Source organism: Mucilaginibacter sp. FW306-07-L, assembly GCF_058782065.1.
In genome coordinates this window covers 379,903-398,785 of sequence record NZ_JBYSXI010000002.1, presented here as the reverse complement: position 1 = coordinate 398,785, position 18,883 = coordinate 379,903, and the positions used below count along the sequence as shown (strand labels likewise).

At 44.5% G+C, this 18,883-nt stretch carries 13 protein-coding genes; 6 read left to right on the top strand and 7 right to left on the bottom strand.

Annotated features, from left to right (window positions below; all coding sequences use genetic code 11):
* Position 1 precedes the first annotated feature (1 nt).
* From AC3WJC_RS11875 to AC3WJC_RS11850, 6 genes are all read right to left on the bottom strand, one after another.
* Entirely contained in the window at positions 2-592 is a 591-nt protein-coding gene (locus tag AC3WJC_RS11875) for a hypothetical protein (protein WP_492399325.1), read from the bottom strand.
* A 116-nt stretch (positions 593-708) separates the two neighbouring features.
* Entirely contained in the window at positions 709-1,623 is a 915-nt protein-coding gene (locus tag AC3WJC_RS11870; RefSeq protein ID WP_492399324.1) for a hypothetical protein, read from the bottom strand.
* A gap of 11 nt (positions 1,624-1,634) precedes the next feature.
* The gene (locus AC3WJC_RS11865; RefSeq protein ID WP_492399323.1) at positions 1,635-2,516 is read right to left on the bottom strand and encodes a hypothetical protein; all 882 of its coding nucleotides are present in this window, start codon (positions 2,514-2,516) and stop codon (positions 1,635-1,637) included.
* 173 nt (positions 2,517-2,689) lie between these two features.
* The gene (gene lolA1, locus AC3WJC_RS11860; RefSeq protein ID WP_492399322.1) at positions 2,690-3,367 is read right to left on the bottom strand and encodes an outer membrane lipoprotein periplasmic chaperone LolA1; all 678 of its coding nucleotides are present in this window, start codon (positions 3,365-3,367) and stop codon (positions 2,690-2,692) included.
* A gap of 84 nt (positions 3,368-3,451) precedes the next feature.
* On the bottom strand, positions 3,452-5,890 hold the full coding sequence (locus tag AC3WJC_RS11855; protein WP_492399321.1) for a penicillin acylase family protein: 2,439 nt from the start codon (positions 5,888-5,890) through the stop codon (positions 3,452-3,454).
* Positions 5,877-6,449: a thermonuclease family protein gene (locus tag AC3WJC_RS11850; protein ID WP_492399320.1), complete on the bottom strand. Its 573-nt coding sequence runs from the start codon at positions 6,447-6,449 to the stop codon at positions 5,877-5,879. The genes AC3WJC_RS11855 and AC3WJC_RS11850 overlap by 14 nt, the downstream gene beginning before the upstream one ends.
* 181 nt (positions 6,450-6,630) lie before the next feature.
* Between AC3WJC_RS11850 and AC3WJC_RS11845 the strand changes: the two genes are divergently transcribed.
* On the top strand, positions 6,631-8,340 hold the full coding sequence (locus tag AC3WJC_RS11845; protein WP_492399319.1) for an alpha-amylase family protein: 1,710 nt from the start codon (positions 6,631-6,633) through the stop codon (positions 8,338-8,340).
* A 3-nt stretch (positions 8,341-8,343) separates the two neighbouring features.
* On the opposite strand, the gene AC3WJC_RS11840 is transcribed toward AC3WJC_RS11845, so the two are convergent.
* Entirely contained in the window at positions 8,344-10,725 is a 2,382-nt protein-coding gene (locus AC3WJC_RS11840; RefSeq protein ID WP_492399318.1) for a hypothetical protein, read from the bottom strand.
* Positions 10,726-10,990: 265 nt separating this feature from the next.
* Between AC3WJC_RS11840 and AC3WJC_RS11835 the strand changes: the two genes are divergently transcribed.
* The 5 genes from AC3WJC_RS11835 to AC3WJC_RS11815 all read left to right on the top strand — a co-directional run bounded on the left by AC3WJC_RS11835 (position 10,991) and on the right by AC3WJC_RS11815 (position 18,639).
* A complete protein-coding gene (locus AC3WJC_RS11835) occupies positions 10,991-13,447 on the top strand; it encodes a glycoside hydrolase family 31 protein (protein WP_492399317.1) in 2,457 nt (818 codons plus the stop codon).
* 175 nt (positions 13,448-13,622) lie between these two features.
* Positions 13,623-14,534, top strand: coding sequence for an OmpA/MotB family protein (locus AC3WJC_RS11830; RefSeq protein ID WP_492399316.1), 912 nt, complete (start codon positions 13,623-13,625; stop codon positions 14,532-14,534).
* A 323-nt stretch (positions 14,535-14,857) separates the two neighbouring features.
* Positions 14,858-16,816: a 1,4-alpha-glucan branching protein GlgB gene (gene glgB, locus AC3WJC_RS11825; RefSeq protein WP_492399914.1), complete on the top strand. Its 1,959-nt coding sequence runs from the start codon at positions 14,858-14,860 to the stop codon at positions 16,814-16,816.
* A gap of 69 nt (positions 16,817-16,885) precedes the next feature.
* On the top strand, positions 16,886-17,302 hold the full coding sequence (locus AC3WJC_RS11820; protein ID WP_492399315.1) for a BLUF domain-containing protein: 417 nt from the start codon (positions 16,886-16,888) through the stop codon (positions 17,300-17,302).
* A gap of 68 nt (positions 17,303-17,370) precedes the next feature.
* The gene (locus tag AC3WJC_RS11815) at positions 17,371-18,639 is read left to right on the top strand and encodes an alkaline phosphatase family protein (protein WP_492399314.1); all 1,269 of its coding nucleotides are present in this window, start codon (positions 17,371-17,373) and stop codon (positions 18,637-18,639) included.
* Positions 18,640-18,883: the final 244 nt, after the last annotated feature.

Below are 18,883 nucleotides of genomic sequence, written 5' to 3'. Positions count from 1 at the left end.
GCTATACATCTTCCCGGTCGTTTTCGGCTTGTTCTTTAAGCGCGTCATGGCGCTCTTCTTTTAGGTCTTTAACGGTGTCCTTATAGTCGTCCTCCAGGTCTTTCAACTCTTCCTTCATGTCCTTACGGGCATCGCGGCGGTCTTCGGCATCGTCAAATTCCTCGTTCTTAAAGTCGTCAATAATTTGTTTACGTTCCTGCTGGTAGTTTTGCTCCTCGGTATAAAGTTCCATTTCATACTCAAATTGCGATTGCAGGCGTTCAAACTTGCGCTCGTTAAATTTGGTGGCGGCATCTGTGGGGTTTTCGAGCACCTGTATCATCATGTTAGAGATCTGGCCGTAATAATCCTTGGTCAGCTTAGCTATTTTCCCTCCCGACTGCGTACCATTGAACTCCACGGTTTTGAGTTTGGCCAGCTCCTTATTTGATTTTCGCATCGCGCGGATCAAACTATCGCGGCTTTGTTTGGGCAGCATTTTCAGTGCGGACAGGTCATGGAAATTGTAATTGCCTGAAGGCGTAATACTTTGAGCGGAGGCTGCATTCGCCACAAAGCAAATCAATACAGCAAAAAGGAAAAGGTTTTTCATGATACAAGATTGGTTGGTTTATACGGTTTTGATAAAAATAAACATAAAAGGTTTAACGCCCATAAAAAAGCGGTGCTTTTGTTGAGCACCGCTTTTTTTATAATGGGTTCGATTTATTAAAAACCGTATTTCGTACTATCTATATTGAGTTCAGTATTGTTAAAAGAGATTTTAAACCCTGAGTTACCTGTGCTGGTAGTATCATTTGTAAGCAGTCTGCCGCGAAGTATAGTCTTTTTATTACGATAGAACATTACATTATTAATTGTTTTTGAAGCGATAAGAGAGATGCCATTGCGGCTGCGATATGCCCCTATATGTACTGACATAGGCGTAACAGTATTTAAAATTGCAGGAATTGTTCCAATATCAACAGTATCCTGTCCGCTGGTTTCCTTTAACAAAATTCTTGATATCGTTTCAGTACTTAAGGGCTCATAATTAAAGATCGAAAAACTATTGTAATCTTTTACACTGATAACGTATGATCTTGGATAGACGTTAGCAGGTATTTTATCTTCGATAATTACTTGTAGCCCGGCATTCATGCGTTCAAGTAATACTGATTGTGAAACAGGACTGTTTGAAACGGTAAAACTTATTTTTTTATAAAAAAGAACATACTCTGTACCCTCCTTATTGGGATCAATGACCATTGAACCGACATTGTTTTTGTTTGTCACATAATCACCCCCCACTATTACGGCTATATAATTGCCCTGTGGCAGGCTATCTCGTATGGTGCCAAACTCCAATTCGGTATTTTTGTAATATTTGGTTTTTATTTTGGTGCCATTTGTTTTAAATAGCACATAGGTCAGGTTTGAAAGTTTTTTAATTTTTGACGTGTCGGCCAATGTTTTTTTGCCTGTTTTAGTGCCTATTGGATCAATTACCTGATCAAAACCACTAATGCCAAAATTCACAGCATATTTTTTGCCATCAGTATTATTGCCCGGGGTAGCTTTATCTTTTTTACACGAAAAAAGGGCTAAGCTTATGATGATTAATAGTATTATATTATTTTTCATTTGATTATTTATTAAAATTCACCATTTACAGGTTCGTCCCAGGTATCATCAAGGTCAACAGTAAAACCGGTATTATAGGGGGTAAATAACTTACCTGAAATAGTAGTGCGGTAATTGGTTTTCCGCATTACATTCGGAATGGTTTTAACACCATAGGGAACATTAAGGTCATTTTTATAATACTTAATAGTAACGGTTGATGCAGCGGTATAACCCGTATTTACCGCAATTTTGAAATTAGTTTTTCCAATGTCGGCAGCTTTAACATAAACACGTACGCTTTGTGTCCGTTGATTGGTGAAGCCACTGCCCTTATAAGTTACTTTAAATGATGAATGATCAGTGTATAATAAATCAAGTATTTTAACATCAACTGGTATGGCATCTTCTATATTCAATACCAGTTGGTTAGTAATACGATCAAGCACTGCTGTGTTTTTAACAGGTGCTGATGTTACAGTAAAAGGTACACGCTTGCTAAAGGTATCATCCCACGGGGCACCGTATTCAAATGATTCTTTGCCACCATCATTCCTTAAAGCTCTTGAGCCTCCAACAAAAACAGCAACATAGTTTCCCGGGGCAAGTTGCTCAGAAAATGTACCAAACTCTGAATCTCCATTAACCAGATTTTTGTATGCCATGAAGCCGGTAGAGCCTTCTTTAAACAACTGATAAACTAACCTTTCTACTGACGAAGTGTCTGCATTAAGTTTAAGTCCTTTCTTTTGTTTGATAGCGCCAAGCGGGCCATATTCCTCAGTAAAGCCGGATACATTAAAGGTTACCGGGTACTTTTTGTCATCGGTAGGAGTGGGCGTATCCTTACTGCCTTTTTTACAGGCAAACAGGAGTAAAGCCAGTACACTACAAAGTAGTAATGGTTTTTTCATGGTCAATGGAGTATTAATATTTCACAATACAGGTATTCAATAACATTAAAATGTTACGCTTTTATGAAATAGGGGATTCATAAGATTTAAGCGTTGTAAAGGTATAAAAAAACGCATTATAATATGTTGATTATAATGCGTTTAGTTTTTTAGCTGTAAATATTTAATGTCATCTACCGCAGGTCAACCACCTCAACACCGGGATGCTTTTTGGCATCAAAGCTAAAGTAGGCATCGGCAACGGGAGCGTTAGGTGTGGTGGTTTTGAGTGTGTAATTGTAGCGTGAGCCGTTACGGTCAAACACCAGCACGTTGTAGATCTGTTTTTTTACCTTGTCAATCATCAGCCTGATCTTGAAGAACTGGGCTTTCTCGGCTTCCGGGGTCAGGTCAATCACCTGGTAGATTTTACCATTTTGCTTTTGCAGGCCATTGTACACATACTTGTATCCTTTTTCGTAAATAGTAAAAATCTGCACCGGGTTAAAGGCATCGTCGCCCTGGCCGGCATCATTTACCTGTACCTCTTTTTCATCAACCATGTAGCTCCACTGGGTTTTGCCATCGCTGATGATCTCCTGGTCGATCACCTGTTTTTTGCCGTTGGTTTGATAGATGCTCACCCTAAATTTGTTGCCCTGTATTTTTGATATCAGCGTTCCGGTCTGGGTATTTAATATGCCGGCCTGTTTATTATCAACAGTCAATGTAAAATCAGTTTTTATAGAGTTGTACGAGCGGTATTTTTTGCTCAGTTCGCTCAATATGGTTTTAGCATCGCCATCCTTTTGGGCAAAGGCACCGTAAGCTTGTACGGTAATCAGCAACGCGAGTATGATGTATTTTTTCATGTATCTGTTATAGTTATACGCCTAACGCAAATTTGCCGCAGGGGTTTTGATATTTTTAGAGTGATTATTGTGCCGGGGGTTTAATTACTTAACAGATAGTTTTAATTCAGCTTTGATGCGTTTTGATGGTTCGCGCGGAGAAAGCAGGAATAACAGTTCATCCAGTTTACCGGCTTGCCAGGTGGCCAGCATATCATCATAATAATAACTACCCGGATTGCCGGATTGCCCGCCGGGGATAATGCCGTAACCTTTTACCTGAGGCCCTAACTGCACCACCATGCGCCAGGATGGGCCATGCCCGTCAACCAAAGCATTAATGGTTAAACCGGTGCCCGGCGTGGCAAAGTTGCCTGATCCAAAACCATCCAAACCGGCAAGGTGCGCCACTTCAAAGGGTTTTACTTTGGCCCATATCCAGTTTTTGTCGGCCTTGCCATGGTCTCGCACCAATTCATCAACCGTATTGATGAAGGCTCGGTTTACCACATCGGCAGCGGTTTCAACAACCGGGGTACGCTGGTTATCAAACCATTTTGATTTGGGTTGTTTAATAAGCAATTGCTCGGTAACATCACGTTCTGGAAAACGTAGCGGCATTTTGCTGATGTTAAACTGATCGTTCCAGGTCATGGCGTAAAACTTGCGCCACCAGCCATCAAAAATACTTGGCCCTGACGAATTTACGAAGTAATGTTTATCCCAGCTTTTTACAATTTGGTAAGCCTGCAGTTGCGATTCATCGAGCTTGGTAGTATCCAGGTAGGCGAGAATGGCAGGTAATACATCCTGCGCTACTATGCTGTACTCATCCAGTTGTAAAACGCGCAGACTGTCGACGGTTGCACGCTGCATGGCCGCCAGGCGGTCGTTTATGCGTTTGCCCCGTTCGTAGCCGGCAAATTGCCAGTTAATGTAATACGGGTAAGTTTTATCGGTACTGAACTGGTTGGCCGAGCTTACAAAGCCTCGCGGCGGGTTTTTTACCGTTGGGTTGTGGGTATAAGGTATAAAGCCTTTCCAATCATTCCCCGGGTCGCTGCCATCCATAATGTACTTGCCCTGTTCAAAATATTTAAGCGGAATTTTGCCATTAGGTGTGATGGCGATATCTTTATTTACATCGGCGAAAATAAAGTTCTGTGCCGGTGCCGAGTAATATTGCAAAGCTTTGCGGTAATCGGCATAATTGGTAGCACGGTTAAGCAGGTAAAAGGTCTTGAACTCGTCCGATTCATCATGCGCTATCCACCGCAGCGCATTGCCAACAGGGATATACGCCGGTGCATTTTTAGCTTTCTTAGCGGCGGTTTCGTAAACCACCGGACCATGGTGGGTATATAACACGGTATCGTATACGGTACTGCCATCTTTTACGGCGATAGCTTCAATGCGTTTGGTTACTTTGTTCCAGCGATTGTTGTACCAGTATTCGTTCTTTTTAGCGTCGCGGAATTTTATCTGGTACCAATCCAGCACGGCGGCATCAACATTAGTTACGCCCCAGCTTACCTTGTTGTTAAAGCCGATAACCACACAAGGTGCTCCCGGCAGCGATACACCGTAAACATTTACTCCCGGCGCGCTCATTTGTATTTGATACCAGATGGACGGAAAGGTCAGATTTAAATGCGGATCATTAGCCAAAATAGGGTAGCCATTGGCTGATTTACTGCCGCTGATGGCCCAGTTATTACTGCCGATACCTTCCACCTTTTGCCGCGGTTTCGCGGCCGCGTTCATTTGCGCTGTAAAGCTTTTTGAGGGTTGGGGTATAGTCAGCGGTTTAAAATTCCATTTGATACCTGCGGGGATGATCGGTTCATCACGCACCGGCCTGTCCGGAAACAACTCTTTAATTACATCTGCTCCAAAAAGCTGCAGGGTATTGGTCATAGCAAACTGGTCAGACCCACCCGCCAGCGTTTGCGACATCAGCTTTAACAAAAAAGCGCAGTTAATAGGTTTCCAGGGCTCGGGTTTATAGCCCATCAGCTTAAATTCCAGCGGATAATCCTTTTCATCCAGCCCGGCTATGTAGGCGTTGATGCCATCGGTATAAGCGTTGATTACTTTGCTCATCACGCTGTCCTTCATGATGCATTTCAGCGTATTTTCGGCACCGTAAACCATACCCATGCGGCGGGCGGTACGGTCGCGCTCCAAAGCCTTGTCGCCCACAATTTCACACAAGCGGCCTGCCGCGCTGCGGGTTTGAATATCCATTTGCCACAGCCTGTCGCGCGCGGTGATGTAGCCCTGCGCATAGTACAAATCGTGGTTATTTTTGGCGAAGATATGAGGTATGCGGCGTTCATCAAATTTGATGGTTACCTCTTCGGTAAGTCCCGGCAGGCTTAATTCATCATCCCCAACCTCGGTACGGTTCTCGGCATTTTGCCAAAAACCACTTACCGGATTCAGCAAGGGGCCTACGGCGGGTATGCTGCCAAAGTTGGTTTGCAATGCCCATAGCAGCGCAACGGTAACAGCAAGCGAAAAAATAGCTTTAAAAAACTTCATCAGGTATGGTGTAAAGGCTTACTAAAGATACTGTTTCCTCTTGTTTATGCCTCCGCTTTTTGCGCGGTTTTTTGTTCTTGTTCTTTGTTTTGTTGCGTCGGAAGTTCCAGGGTTCAACCGGGTTTTCATCCTGCCATAAGCCTAAACGGTTTTGGCGGGCATATTGTTCAAGTCCTGCCAGCTCCGGGTCTTTAGAGTAGGTTTTATACTCCCAGGCATGGCCGTTTTTAACCAGTTCGTGGTTTAGGTTGCGGCCATCGGCCAAAATTACATAAGCTACCGTACGGCCATAGCGGTCCTTATCGCTGCCATTAAGCGTAACATTCTGCCCGAAGCATAATTGGGCGGTATATTGCCTTGCCGCGGTACCAAAGGCCTGCGCTTTTTCGGGGCAGTCAATACCGGCCAAACGCACGGTAATATTTTGCAGATCGCGGCTTAATAGTTCAATAGTGTCGCCGTCTTTAATCTTGACCACCTTGTAGGTGTCCTCGGGTAAAGGGTTACAACCGGCAATGGCTACCAGCAGAAATATGATGAGCAGGCGTATATTTTTCATAGGGTGTAAAACGGGGGCTAAGGTAGGGAATAGTGATTAGAGATTGGTGAATAGTAAGTGGTGAATGGTGAGTGATTCATATTAAGTGATTGATGGAGGGCATTGGTTGTTGATCCTGATATAACCTTGCGAATCGTCCAAAAAATATATCTTAGCGATGGACAATCCAACATTTATCAATATGAGCGACCATAAACTCACCATATATCAACTACTGCCGAGGTTATTCGGTAATACCAACATTACTCGTAAATATTATGGCTCCATAGAAGAGAACGGCTGCGGTAAGCTGAATGATATTAATGAGCAGGCGTTGAGCGAGATCAAAAACATGGGTTTTACCCACGTTTGGTACACGGGTGTGATAGAACATGCCACCATGACAGATTACTCCGCCCATGGCATCGCGCCTGATGATCCGGATGTGGTTAAAGGCCGTGCGGGATCGCCTTATGCCATTAAGGATTATTATGATATCGACCCCGATCTGGCGGTTGATGTACCCAATCGCGTACAAGAGTTTGAGGCCTTGATCGCCCGTACCCACACTGCCGGTTTAAAGGTGATAATAGACTTTGTGCCTAACCACGTCGCGCGCACCTACCACTCGGATATGAAACCCGCCGGGGTGCGCGATTTTGGTGAGGATGACGATGATACGGTAGCCTTTTCGGCCACTAACGATTTTTATTATATACCCGGCCAGCCGTTGATGATTCCGCCTGGTTACAACCCCGGCGGCGATGAGTTTACCAGTCCGTTAAAGGATGGGCGGTTTGATGAAAACCCGGCCAAGGCCACCGGCGATAATGTTTTTAATGCCTGGCCATCCATCAACAACTGGTTTGAAACCATTAAGCTGAACTACGCGGTTGATTACGTGGCCGGATACCAAACTCACTTTAACCCCGTACCGCCGCTATGGCATAAAATGCTGCACATCCTGTCGTACTGGGCTGATAAGGGGATAGATGGTTTCCGTTGCGATATGGTAGAGTATGTTCCCTTTGAGTTTTGGGGCTGGCTGATAGCCGAAATGAAGCAGCGTTACCCTAATGGGATCTTTATCGGCGAGGCCTATAATCCGCAGGAGTATCACAACTACCTGTTTAATGGCCGGTTTGATTATTTGTACGATAAGGTAGGCTTATACGATGCCGTTAAGCGCCTTACCCGTAACGAGTGGAATGCCTCAACATGGGACATAAATGCCGTTTGGAATCACCACACCCGTGGCTTTGACGAACGCATGTTGCGCTTTATGGAAAACCACGATGAGGAACGCATAGCCTCGGCGCCCTTTGCTGGCGATGCCTGGCTGGCCCTGCCGGGTATGATCGTGAACGCAACCCTATCAACCGGACCGGTGATGATCTACTTCGGGCAGGAAGTAGGGGAGACCGCGCAGGGGGCATCCGGCTTTAGCGGCGATGACGGCCGCACCACCATATTTGATTACTGGGGCGTGCCCGAACATCAAAAATGGGTACACAACCACGCTTATGATGGCGCGCAATTGCATGAAAGCCAGGTAAGGTTACGCGGGTTTTACAGCAAGCTGCTTAATGCTGTTCGCAATAACGAAGCCCTGCGCAAAGGCGCTTTTTATGAGCTGATGATAGCTAATGAGCATCAGCCCGGCTTTAATAACCGCTTATACATTTACCTGCGCTACACGGCTGCTTCAAGGGTGCTGGTAGTAGTAAACTTTAACCGGCATGCGTTAGATATCACAATAAAATTACCTGAGGACCTGATTGAAAAACTAAACATTCCGGTTGCCTTAACTTTTGAAGATATTATTACCGGTGAAAAATTTAATACAAGCAACATTAATAATGGCCTGCCACTGAACTTACCATCAGCCGGGGGGTATTTGTTGCAGTTTTAATAATTACTTACTGTTTTTCCAGCTAATGGTTTGGGTGGCAAATAATGGCACAAGGTTTCCGGTAATGCCCTCAACCATTACGCGGTACTCTTTATATTGTTCAACCGGTACCGGTACTTCCAGGTAAGCCTCGCCATTCACATCGTTGTATATGTTAGGAGACCAATAGATGGTTGTGCCAAAGCCGTCAACATTTTCTTTGTCAAATTCAAGCGGTATGGATATGTTTTTTAAAACTACGTTGGTTGGGTTTTTAGCTTGCGCCGGAATCAGGCAGCCTAAATAGGTGGTGAGCATATTACCCTTGTACAGGTACGATTCGCCAATTACAGGCGATGTGGTTAAAGCTTCACTGGGCTTGTGGTTTCTGCAATTTAATATATTGTACTGGCATACATAATCATCGCAATCAGGGTAATTGGCACGTGCACGTGCAACCCGCTCTTCCCAGCTTAGCCTGTTTTTAGCGTTTATGTTTACCACCTTTAGCGGCACTGCGCCCCGCAGCTTTTCCATAGCAGGTTTTGTTATATCGTACCCTATGGTGTTAGCAGGCATTACATCATAAAAACTGCCGGATATTTGCTGGTCAAATAAGGCTGCATAATCTTTTATTTCGATGTAATAATCGCCCTTGTTTTTATTTTCCAGGAATAAATTGTTCCGGCTGCCATCAGGGTTAATTAATAAATCAGCAGGTATGGAGAATTGACCTGACAGATCTAACGGGATGGTGTTAAAGCCGTTGCTGTTCTTCAATAATAGTTGCTTTACTTTAATCGGCTTTTTATTGTTTATATGCTTTACTATGCCCCAAACACCGGCGGTATTGGCATAAATCCTTCTTTTTCCGGTTGGGTTATAATTGAGTATCCGGTTCCAGCTATGTATCAGTCCACCCTGCTTTGGTGCACCAAAAGTGGCAAAAATAGGCGTGTAGGCAGTGGTATCTATCACTTGCCGGGCCACAACCGAAACTGAAAAGTTACAGCCCGACGCTTTAGCCTGCCCGTATTTGCTTGATAGCTTTATCCGCATAAAGGTTTTACCCTGCTTGTTTACTTTACTAAGCTCTATTTTTAAAGGGTTAACATTTTTAGCCTGATCTGTAAACTGTCGCTCGGCAATCAGTTTGCCATCATTTGTAAATAAGGCAAGGCTAAGTGCCTGGCCATAAATGTTGGCAGTAGGTACCGGGATGGTTAATGAATCATGCGATGCAAAGTCAAGCATCTTGCTCCATATTATATCGCGCTCGTTACGCAACACTATGGCCACTTGGTTGGGCGTGTTTTTTTTGTGTATAACCGCCTGGTATTGGCCATTATTATTTAGCAGCTCCATAACATACCCTGCTGATTTAATTTTTAGTTGTAATGGAAAATTTTGTTTACGGCCATGATGCTCAACTGATATATTATAACCGTTTTTAACCGTGTCAATGGGGGCTGGGGTGAACGTTAATAGGGCATCTCCGTTTGCTGAGGCTATAGTTTGCAAGCCTGCGTTGTTACGGATGAACCTTATTTTAGCGTTAACAGGCGTATTATTTAAATCGGCCGCATGTAAGCGTATGTTGCACGGAATGCCTACCAGGCAGCCCTCCGCGTCGGCTTTGGTAGTGACATGAAAATACTCATTATGTTTTGGCAATATGTACCTAAGCTGTGTTTGCGCTTTGTTTTTTTTGAATGCTATGTTCAATATCAACGGCAGGTTTGTGTTTAAGTGCTTTGCCGGTAAACTGAATGCAGCACCGCCAAAATTGTTGGTTTTGGTATTGCCCTTAAAAAGCACATTATCGCTCGTGTCCGAAAGTGTATAATTGCATTTGCCATCGGCTATGCTAATGCCATCCAAACTAAGCTTACATACCACATCCACATCCTTGCCTTGTGATAGAGCGGCGGTATCAGCCAAAAATGCGGTAGCGTTAAGCACATTGGCCGAGTTATCTACAACGGTTATGTCACGGCTGAAAACTTCCTTTGGCGAAAAATTGATCATTTTATCAGTATAGGCATAAAGGCGGTATTTGCCTTCGGCCAGGTCATCAGGCAGGTTTATATCGCCGTGCGACCGTACATCATACATCTCAAACTGCTTTTTCATTACCGGCTGGTTACCTTGATCTACCAGGCGTACATATAAAACCTCGTTATTTAGCGTAGTGTCTCCGGTAATATAAGCTTTAAACCACATGGTTTCGCCGGGTACATAGATGTTCTTATCGGTATGCACATACAAACCAAAGCTGATATTTTCGCTGTAATAATTAGTTATTTTAGCTAAAAGATCATCGCCTATATCAGCCGGCTTGTGGCCAAATAGGGTTGTTAACGAAATAATCAGGCAAAGGTATACGGCAACTGATCTTGCTCTCATGTTATAAAGGTAGCGTGATAATTAATTGAGGTGTCGGGCTAAATTAAATATAATCTTATAAAAAATTCAGCTTTTGCAATAGGGTATTATTTTGTAATATTAATCACTTGCAAAACATAGTCTTGATGATAAATTAAACATAAGTTAACGCCTGTTAAAAAATTATAATGCCCGACGTAAAACTTCTGCCGATAAATGGTTTAAAACATTATATTGCGTTTAAGTTATGTAATCAGCATTTTTGCGGCACCTATAATTGATTTAAATGGAAGATAATATACTTAACCCAAAGCAGATACTTAACGATTTTGTTGAGGAGGAAGAAGGGTTCAGGCACCTTAATAACCCGGCTGATGGTATTAAGCCCATAACCAAAAAATATCTGGGCGTGCCAACGCACGGCGTAGGTTCGGGCAGTAAATATTACTTTACCGATGGCGATGCCAAGGTGGAACTGATAGTGGTTAACGAGGAGATCATGCGCGTAAGGCTTGCCCCGCACGGTGTTTTTCTGGAAGATTTCTCGTACGCGGTGCCTAATCTTAAGCCTAAAAATATCCCGGTTAAATTTTATGAGGATGACAAGGAGTTTCGTGTATCAACGGATAAGGTAAACTGCCATATCCGTAAAGCAGATTTTTTTATCTCCTTTTCTGATCATAACAACTTAGTTACCAGTAGCGATGCCAAGGCCATGCACTGGGAGGAGAACACCCAATTTGGCGGTTACTATGTTTTTTCAACCAAAGAATGCCATGACGAGGAAAACTTTTTTGGGCTGGGGGATAAGCCAACCGAGCTAAACCTGCGCGGCAAACGCCTGGTTAACTGGAATACCGATGCCTACTCCTTCGCCTGGAACCAGGACCCGCTGTACCGTAGCATACCTTTTTACATCAGCGTAAATGAGGGCATAGCACACGGCATTTTCTTTGACAATACCTTTAAGGCGCATTTTGACTTTGGCGGCGAGGACCGCACCAAAACCAGCTTTTGGGCTGATGGCGGCGAAATGCAATACTACTACATACACGGGCCGCACATGATGGATGTGGTAAAAAGCTACCACCTGCTTACAGGCACGCACCCTATGCCGCCGTTATGGGCGCTGGGTTACCACCAATGCCGCTGGAGCTATTACCCCGAATCTAAGTTTCGGGCCGTGGCCAAAGGTTTCCGTGAGCATAAAATCCCGTGTGATGCCATTTATCTGGATATTGATTATATGGATGGTTACCGCTGCTTTACCTGGAACCGCCGTTACTTTCCTGATCCTAAAAAGATGATTGCCGACGCGGCCGAAATGGGTTTTAAAACCGTGGTGATTGTTGACCCGGGTATCCGTGTGGATGATAACTACCCGATTTTTAAAGAGGGTAAGGAGAAAAAATATTTTTGCCGCCGCAGCGATGATTATTATATGGAGGGCCACGTATGGCCGGGCCGCTGCCAGTTTCCGGACTTTACCAACCCCGAAGTACGCGAGTGGTGGGGCAGTTTGTTTGACGAATTGATTGAGTACGGCGTGGCCGGTGTTTGGAATGACATGAACGAGCCTGCCGTTTTTGGCTCAGGTACCTTCCCGGCCGATGTAAGGCACGATTATGATGGCTACCGTGGTTCGCACCGCAAGGCGCATAACGTGTACGGTATGCAAATGGTGCGTGCCACTTATGAGGGGATGCGCAAGATATTAAAGAACAAACGCCCGTTCACCATTACCCGCGCGGGTTATGCCGGTTTGCAGCGTTACGCCTCGGTATGGACGGGGGATAACGTAGCCTCGTGGGAGCATTTGCGTTTGGGTAATATTCAGTGCCAGCGCCTGTCTATGTCGGGCATACCGTTTTGCGGTACTGATATTGGCGGCTTTAGCGGCGAGCCTGATGGCGAACTGTTTACCCGCTGGATACAATTGGGTTCCTTCTCACCGTTTATGCGCGCGCACTCCGCCGGTGATACCAAGGAGCGTGAGCCATGGAGCTTTGGCGAACCGTTTACGGCTATCAACCGTAATTTTATTGAGTTGAGGTACCGCTTGCTGCCGTATATGTATTCGGCATTTTGGGAGCATCACCGTTATGGTTTCCCGATACTGCGCCCGGTGGTTATGCAGGAGCAGGACGTGTTGAAAAACCATTTCCGCCAGGATGAATTTACTTATGGCGATAAAATACTGATTTGCCCGGTATTGGAACCCGGCCAAAAAAGCCGCAAGGTATATCTGCCTAAAGGCAAATGGTATAATTTTTGGACGAATGAGGTTGAAACCGGCGGCGATGAGGTGGAAGTACCTACACCGTTGGAAACTATCCCGATATTCATTAAGGCAGGTTCGGTGATACCTGAATACCCGGTAATGCAGTACGTGGGTGAAAAACCAATCGAAGAGATCAAGCTTAATGTTTACTATAGTGATTACGAGGCTAACTCCTTCCTGTTTGAGGATCATGGCGAATCATTCGCGTACGAACAGGATATTTATTCTGAAAAGAAATTCGTTGTGAACGGCGATGAAAGCTCGCTGACACTTAACCAAAGTATGGAAGGCCTGTATACCCCGCGTTATGATGGCTACCATTTCAGGGTGATCGGCCTGCCGTTTGTGCCCGCAAGCATCACCATAGATGGTAAAGATATTACTGATTTTGCGATCAGCGATGAAAAAGTGCTGGAGTTTAAATACACCAAAACCTTTAACGCTTTGCAAATAAGTAAATAATACGGTTAAATAATTAAAAGCGGCGGGTATAAACCGCCGCTTTTAATTATTATAACCTTTTTTATCGATACAATTAAAATGTAATTCAAGTGTATAATTAGCCTTTTAAAACTTTATGGCATAATATTAGTTAAATAGTATTGTTAAATATTTTTATCACAAAATATATTATACTATGAAACTATCATTAACAACAATACCTGTGCTGCTGCTTGTAGCGGTAATTGGCCAGGGTTGTGTAAGCAGCAAAAAGTACAAAGAGCTGCAAACAAATTATAACCGCCTGGATAGTAATACCCGCTCCATGCGTATGAAATACCTCACCACTGAGCGTAACCTGGCTGTGGCCACCAACAAGGTTGAAAACCTCACCGACCAGATCGCTACCGAACGCGCTAATAACAAACAACTGCAGGCCGCGCTCGATAAGTGTTTAACCTCAAGCGGTCAGGGTAATGTTAATATTTCAAAACTGGTTGACGAAATCAACTCATCCAACCGCTACATACAACAACTGGTAAATGCCAAAAACAAAAGCGACTCGCTCAACATGGTGCTCACCAATAACCTGACCCGCTCGCTAAACCAGCAGGAAATGCGCGATGTGGATGTACAGGTATTAAAAGGCGTGGTTTATATCTCACTGTCTGATAATATGTTGTACAAATCAGGCAGCTATGAAATATCTGATAAATCAGGCGAAACCCTGAGCAAGATCGCCAAGATCATTAAGGATTACAACAATTACGATGTGTTGATCGAAGGTAATACAGATAATGTGCCTATCTCGCAAAAAAATATACGTAACAACTGGGATCTGAGCGCGCTGCGTGCTTCATCAGTGGTACAAACCCTGCAAAACAATTACGCGGTTGATCCTAAACGCTTAACCGCCGCCGGCCGCGGGCAGTACAACCCGATTGCCGATAACAATACCGAAGCAGGTAAAAACAAAAACCGCCGTACCCAGATCATCATCACGCCAAAACTGGATCAGTTTATGGACCTGATCGGTAAAGCACCTGATCAGCAAGGTACAGCGCAGCCTGCTACAACCCCGGCACCTGCGACAACGCCACAGCAATAATTAATAATAATACTTATATAAAAGGGAGTTATCCGGATAAACGGATAACTCCCTTTTATATTTGCGGCTATAGCCTTGCAGTGTAAAACAAAGGCATACTAAGTATGTTCAATTATGATATATTTGAGCATCAATCATCCTACCACAATTGGGTATAATAGCCCTGAAAAGGCATTTTTATTATGGCAAAAAAAACCAAGAATACCGAAACCGACCTAAATGATATTACCCCCGAAAAAGTAAAAAAAGCATCAAAAGCAAGTGTTAAAGCCGCTTTGGCCGCGGAAGGGGATGTGGTAATTAAAAAGAATAAGAAAGCCGTTATGGAGGCTATACCTGCTCAGGCTGTATCTGTAACTGCTACGCCTGCGTTAAAACCGGTAGAAAATTACAGTCGTTTTACCGAGTTTGATGTATCGCTATTTAAAGCCGGCAAACATTATAAGCTGTACGAAAAATTCGGCTCGCACGTGGTGGAGCATCAGGGCGTGACAGGTACCTACTTTGCTGTTTGGGCACCCAATGCGCAATATGTATCAGTAATGGGCAACTTTAATGGCTGGAACCGCGGTTCGCACCAATTACTGGTACGCTGGGATAGTTCGGGCATTTGGGAAGGCTTTATACCCAACGTGGGCGTAGGCGAAACCTATAAATATTTTATCAAATCATCCTCAGGTGAGGAACTGGAGAAAAGCGACCCCTTCGCGCTGCGCTGGGAGTTACCGCCACACACGGCATCGATAGTGGCCGATACCTACTACGAGTGGACCGACAAGCAATGGATGGCAGGGCGTTATGAGCATAACGCGCTGGATAAACCTTACTCGGTTTATGAGATGCATGTGGGCTCATGGGCACGCAGTCCTGAAAGCCCGGATGAATTTTTGAGCTATACCCAGTTGGGCGATAAGCTGGTGCCGTACCTGCAGGAAATGGGCTTTACGCATGTAGAGTTTATGCCTATTATGGAGCACCCTTACTATCCAAGCTGGGGTTACCAGGTAAGCGGCTTTTTTGCAGCCTCATCCCGCTATGGCACACCGCAGCAATTAATGGAGCTGATAGAGCGTTTGCACAACGCAGGCATTGGTGTGATTTTGGATTGGGTACCGTCTCATTTTCCGGGTGATGCACATGCCTTATACCGCTTTGATGGCTCGCATTTATATGAACATGCCGATACCCGCAAAGGCTATCATCCCGACTGGAAATCATATATATTTAACTACGGCCGTAACGAGGTACGCGCGTTTTTGATCAGTAACGCGCTGTTTTGGCTTGATCGTTACCATGCGGATGGTATACGGGTAGATGCTGTAGCATCTATGCTTTACCTTGATTATTCGCGCAACCACGGCGAGTGGGAGCCTAACATACATGGCGGCAACGAAAACCTGGAAGCGATATCATTCCTGAAAGAATTTAATGAAGCGGTTTACGCGCATTTTCCGGATGTGCAAACCATTGCCGAGGAATCAACCGCATTTCACGGCGTAAGCAGGCCAACCTTTATCGGCGGGCTTGGCTTCGGCATGAAATGGATGATGGGCTGGATGCACGATACGCTGGAGTATTTCGCTAACGACCCTGTTTATCGCAAGTATCATCACGGGCAGATCACCTTCAGTACCATTTACGCCTTTACCGAAAACTTTATGCTGCCATTCTCGCATGATGAGGTAGTATACGGCAAAAAATCGTTGTTAAGTAAAATGCCGGGCGATGAGTGGCAAAAATTTGCCAACCTGCGCCTGCTGTACAGTTACATGTTTACCCACCCCGGCACCAAGCTGCTGTTTATGGGTGCGGAATTTGGGCAGAGCGGCGAGTGGAATTACCAGTACTCGCTGGATTGGCATTTGCTGGAATATGATTGCCACCAGGGCATCAAAGAATCAGTAAAAGCCCTGAACCACATCTACCGTACGGAACCGGCGCTTTACGAAAAAGCGTTTGACTGGAGCGGTTTTGAGTGGGTTGATGGCGGCAATGCAAACGATTCGATAATTGTTTACTCGCGCAAAGGCCGTAACCCGGCTAATGAGGTAGTAGTGATATTGAACATGACCCCGGTTGTGCGCCAGAATTACCGCATAGGCGTACCCGAGGCAGGCACCTGGCGTGAGATATTTAACTCTGATGCCCGTGAGTTTTGGGGCAGCGGCTCGGTAAATAACGGCGAGTTGCATACTGAAGGGGTAGCCTGGCACGGCAAACCACAATCTGTAAATTTATCGCTACCTCCGCTTGGAGCCGTGTTTTTAAAGCGGATTGTATAAAATTATTGTTTGTACATATAACAAAAAGCCTGCATTTGCTGTTTAAGTAGCAAATACAGGCTTTTTTTGATGTTTAATATAATTTACCTTAGCACTGCTACCACTTTGTTTAATGATTTTGAGCTGGCCGAAATATTATCGGTAAGCCGTGATAATAATGTTATTCAGGGCATTACCGGTATGCTGCTATATGCCGACGGTACCTTTATGCAGGTGCTTGAGGGCGATAAAGACGTGGTAATGCGCACCTACCGTAAAATATTGCTTGACGACAGGCACCGCAATGTAATAGAGCTTGCGGCAGGCCCGCTCACCGCACGCAACTTTCCGGAGTGGTCCATGGGGTTCGCCTCTGTAAATGCCGATGTGCTTGAAGTATTTGATGGTTATGTTGACCCGCAGGGCCAGCGTTTTTTAGATACCGATAAAATGCATGCTGCCATTATCATGCTCAAAGGCTTTGCTGAGAATAACAAAATGAATTAAACAGGCAATAGTGTGATAACATGCGCATAGTGTAAGCTTAACGTTATTTCAATAACTTTGCTATCTGTATGAAGCATGTTCTTATTATCCCCTTTTTATTGTTTTTTTTGAGTAGTTATGGCCAAACGGATACCACGCAACAGGTTATATCCGGCCGTAAAAACAGCCCGGCTCAGCAAAAAAAGCCGTACGTTATACTCATATCCGCTGATGCCTTCAGGTACGATTTCGCTAAAAAGTACAATGCCGCCCACCTGTTAGCCTTTAGCGATAGCGGTGTTCGTGCCGATGCCATGATCCCTTCTTACCCCACGCTCACTTTCCCTAACCATTACGCTATTGTTACAGGCATGTACCCCTCGCATATTGGGTTGATACACAATAACTTTTTTGAGCCAGGTACCAATAAGCAATATAACAATGCCGATAAAAAAGCCGTTGCCGATAGCTCATGGTACGGCGGCACACCGTTATGGGTACTGGCCGAAAAGCAACACATGCTCGCCGCGAGTTTTTACTGGGTTGCCGCCGAAGCACCCATACAGGGCATCAATCCAACTTATTACTACAACTATAGCAATACCATACCCATAGGCAGGCGTATACAAAAAATAGGCGAGTGGCTAAACCTGCCGGAGGAGCAGCGCCCCCACCTGATAACCTTTTATTTGTCTCAGGTTGATGATGCCGCCCACAAATACGGCCCCGACTCTAAAGAAGCGGGAGCGGCGGTTCAATATGTAGATTCGGTAGTAAATGAAATGGTAAAAGTAGTTAAACCTACCGGGCTTGATGTGAACTTTATCTTCGTATCCGACCATGGGATGACGCGGGTTGACAACACGCACCCTATGCAATTGCCCGCTATTGATACCGGCAAATTTGTTATGGCCGGTGATGGCATTTTGGTAGAGCTTTATGCCAGGCCGGGAGCGGATGTAGCAGGTACTTATAAGCAATTAAAAGCCAACGCAAAAAATTACCGGGTTATACTCAAAAAGGATATGCCCGACCGCCTGCATTATGGTGCTAAGGACGACCGCTATAACCGCATTGGCGATATATTGCTGAAGCCTGATTGGCCCTATGTGTTTAAATATATAGGCAAAACAAAAATAAACCCCGGCTGGCACGGGTTCGATCCGTTTTTGGTAAAAGATGTTCATGCCACGTTTATGGCCTGGGGGCCCGCGTTTAAAAAACACAAGCGGGTTAAGGCTTTTAGCAATGTGAATGTTTACAACATCATCTGCCAGATATTGAAACTTACCCCCCAGGAGCAAACGGATGCTGACAACAAAATTGCGAATGAGGTATTGCTAAAAAGTAGCAGGTAACTTTGGCTGATTCGTGTTTAAAGCGGGACAGATATTTATAATTCGATATAGGGCAGCACTACATTAAAAAAGGTTTTACCAGGATTATTTATACTTTGAAAGTTGAGTATCAGTGTATTTATTATCTTATTATTTAATAATATTTTTATATCTCCTTCTTACTCCAAAAAGTTTTATAGAATTAAGTACATCAACAAATAAATATTATTATAATAATTTTTTTACATTTCTATGGTGTAGGTAA

What these genes read in the sequence shown, in the direction of transcription:
- AC3WJC_RS11815 (WP_492399314.1), top strand. Translation starts at nt 17,371, where the DNA reads ATGAAGCATGTTCTTATTATCCCCTTTTTATTGTTTTTTTTGAGTAGT.
- AC3WJC_RS11870 (WP_492399324.1), bottom strand. Translation starts at nt 1,623, where the DNA reads ATGAAAAATAATATAATACTATTAATCATCATAAGCTTAGCCCTTTTT.
- glgB (WP_492399914.1), top strand. Translation starts at nt 14,858, where the DNA reads ATGGAGGCTATACCTGCTCAGGCTGTATCTGTAACTGCTACGCCTGCG.
- AC3WJC_RS11840 (WP_492399318.1), bottom strand. Translation starts at nt 10,725, where the DNA reads ATGAGAGCAAGATCAGTTGCCGTATACCTTTGCCTGATTATTTCGTTA.
- AC3WJC_RS11855 (WP_492399321.1), bottom strand. Translation starts at nt 5,890, where the DNA reads ATGAAGTTTTTTAAAGCTATTTTTTCGCTTGCTGTTACCGTTGCGCTG.
- AC3WJC_RS11845 (WP_492399319.1), top strand. Translation starts at nt 6,631, where the DNA reads ATGAGCGACCATAAACTCACCATATATCAACTACTGCCGAGGTTATTC.
- AC3WJC_RS11830 (WP_492399316.1), top strand. Translation starts at nt 13,623, where the DNA reads ATGAAACTATCATTAACAACAATACCTGTGCTGCTGCTTGTAGCGGTA.
- AC3WJC_RS11835 (WP_492399317.1), top strand. Translation starts at nt 10,991, where the DNA reads ATGGAAGATAATATACTTAACCCAAAGCAGATACTTAACGATTTTGTT.
- AC3WJC_RS11850 (WP_492399320.1), bottom strand. Translation starts at nt 6,449, where the DNA reads ATGAAAAATATACGCCTGCTCATCATATTTCTGCTGGTAGCCATTGCC.
- AC3WJC_RS11875 (WP_492399325.1), bottom strand. Translation starts at nt 592, where the DNA reads ATGAAAAACCTTTTCCTTTTTGCTGTATTGATTTGCTTTGTGGCGAAT.
- AC3WJC_RS11820 (WP_492399315.1), top strand. Translation starts at nt 16,886, where the DNA reads ATGTTTAATATAATTTACCTTAGCACTGCTACCACTTTGTTTAATGAT.
- AC3WJC_RS11865 (WP_492399323.1), bottom strand. Translation starts at nt 2,516, where the DNA reads ATGAAAAAACCATTACTACTTTGTAGTGTACTGGCTTTACTCCTGTTT.
- lolA1 (WP_492399322.1), bottom strand. Translation starts at nt 3,367, where the DNA reads ATGAAAAAATACATCATACTCGCGTTGCTGATTACCGTACAAGCTTAC.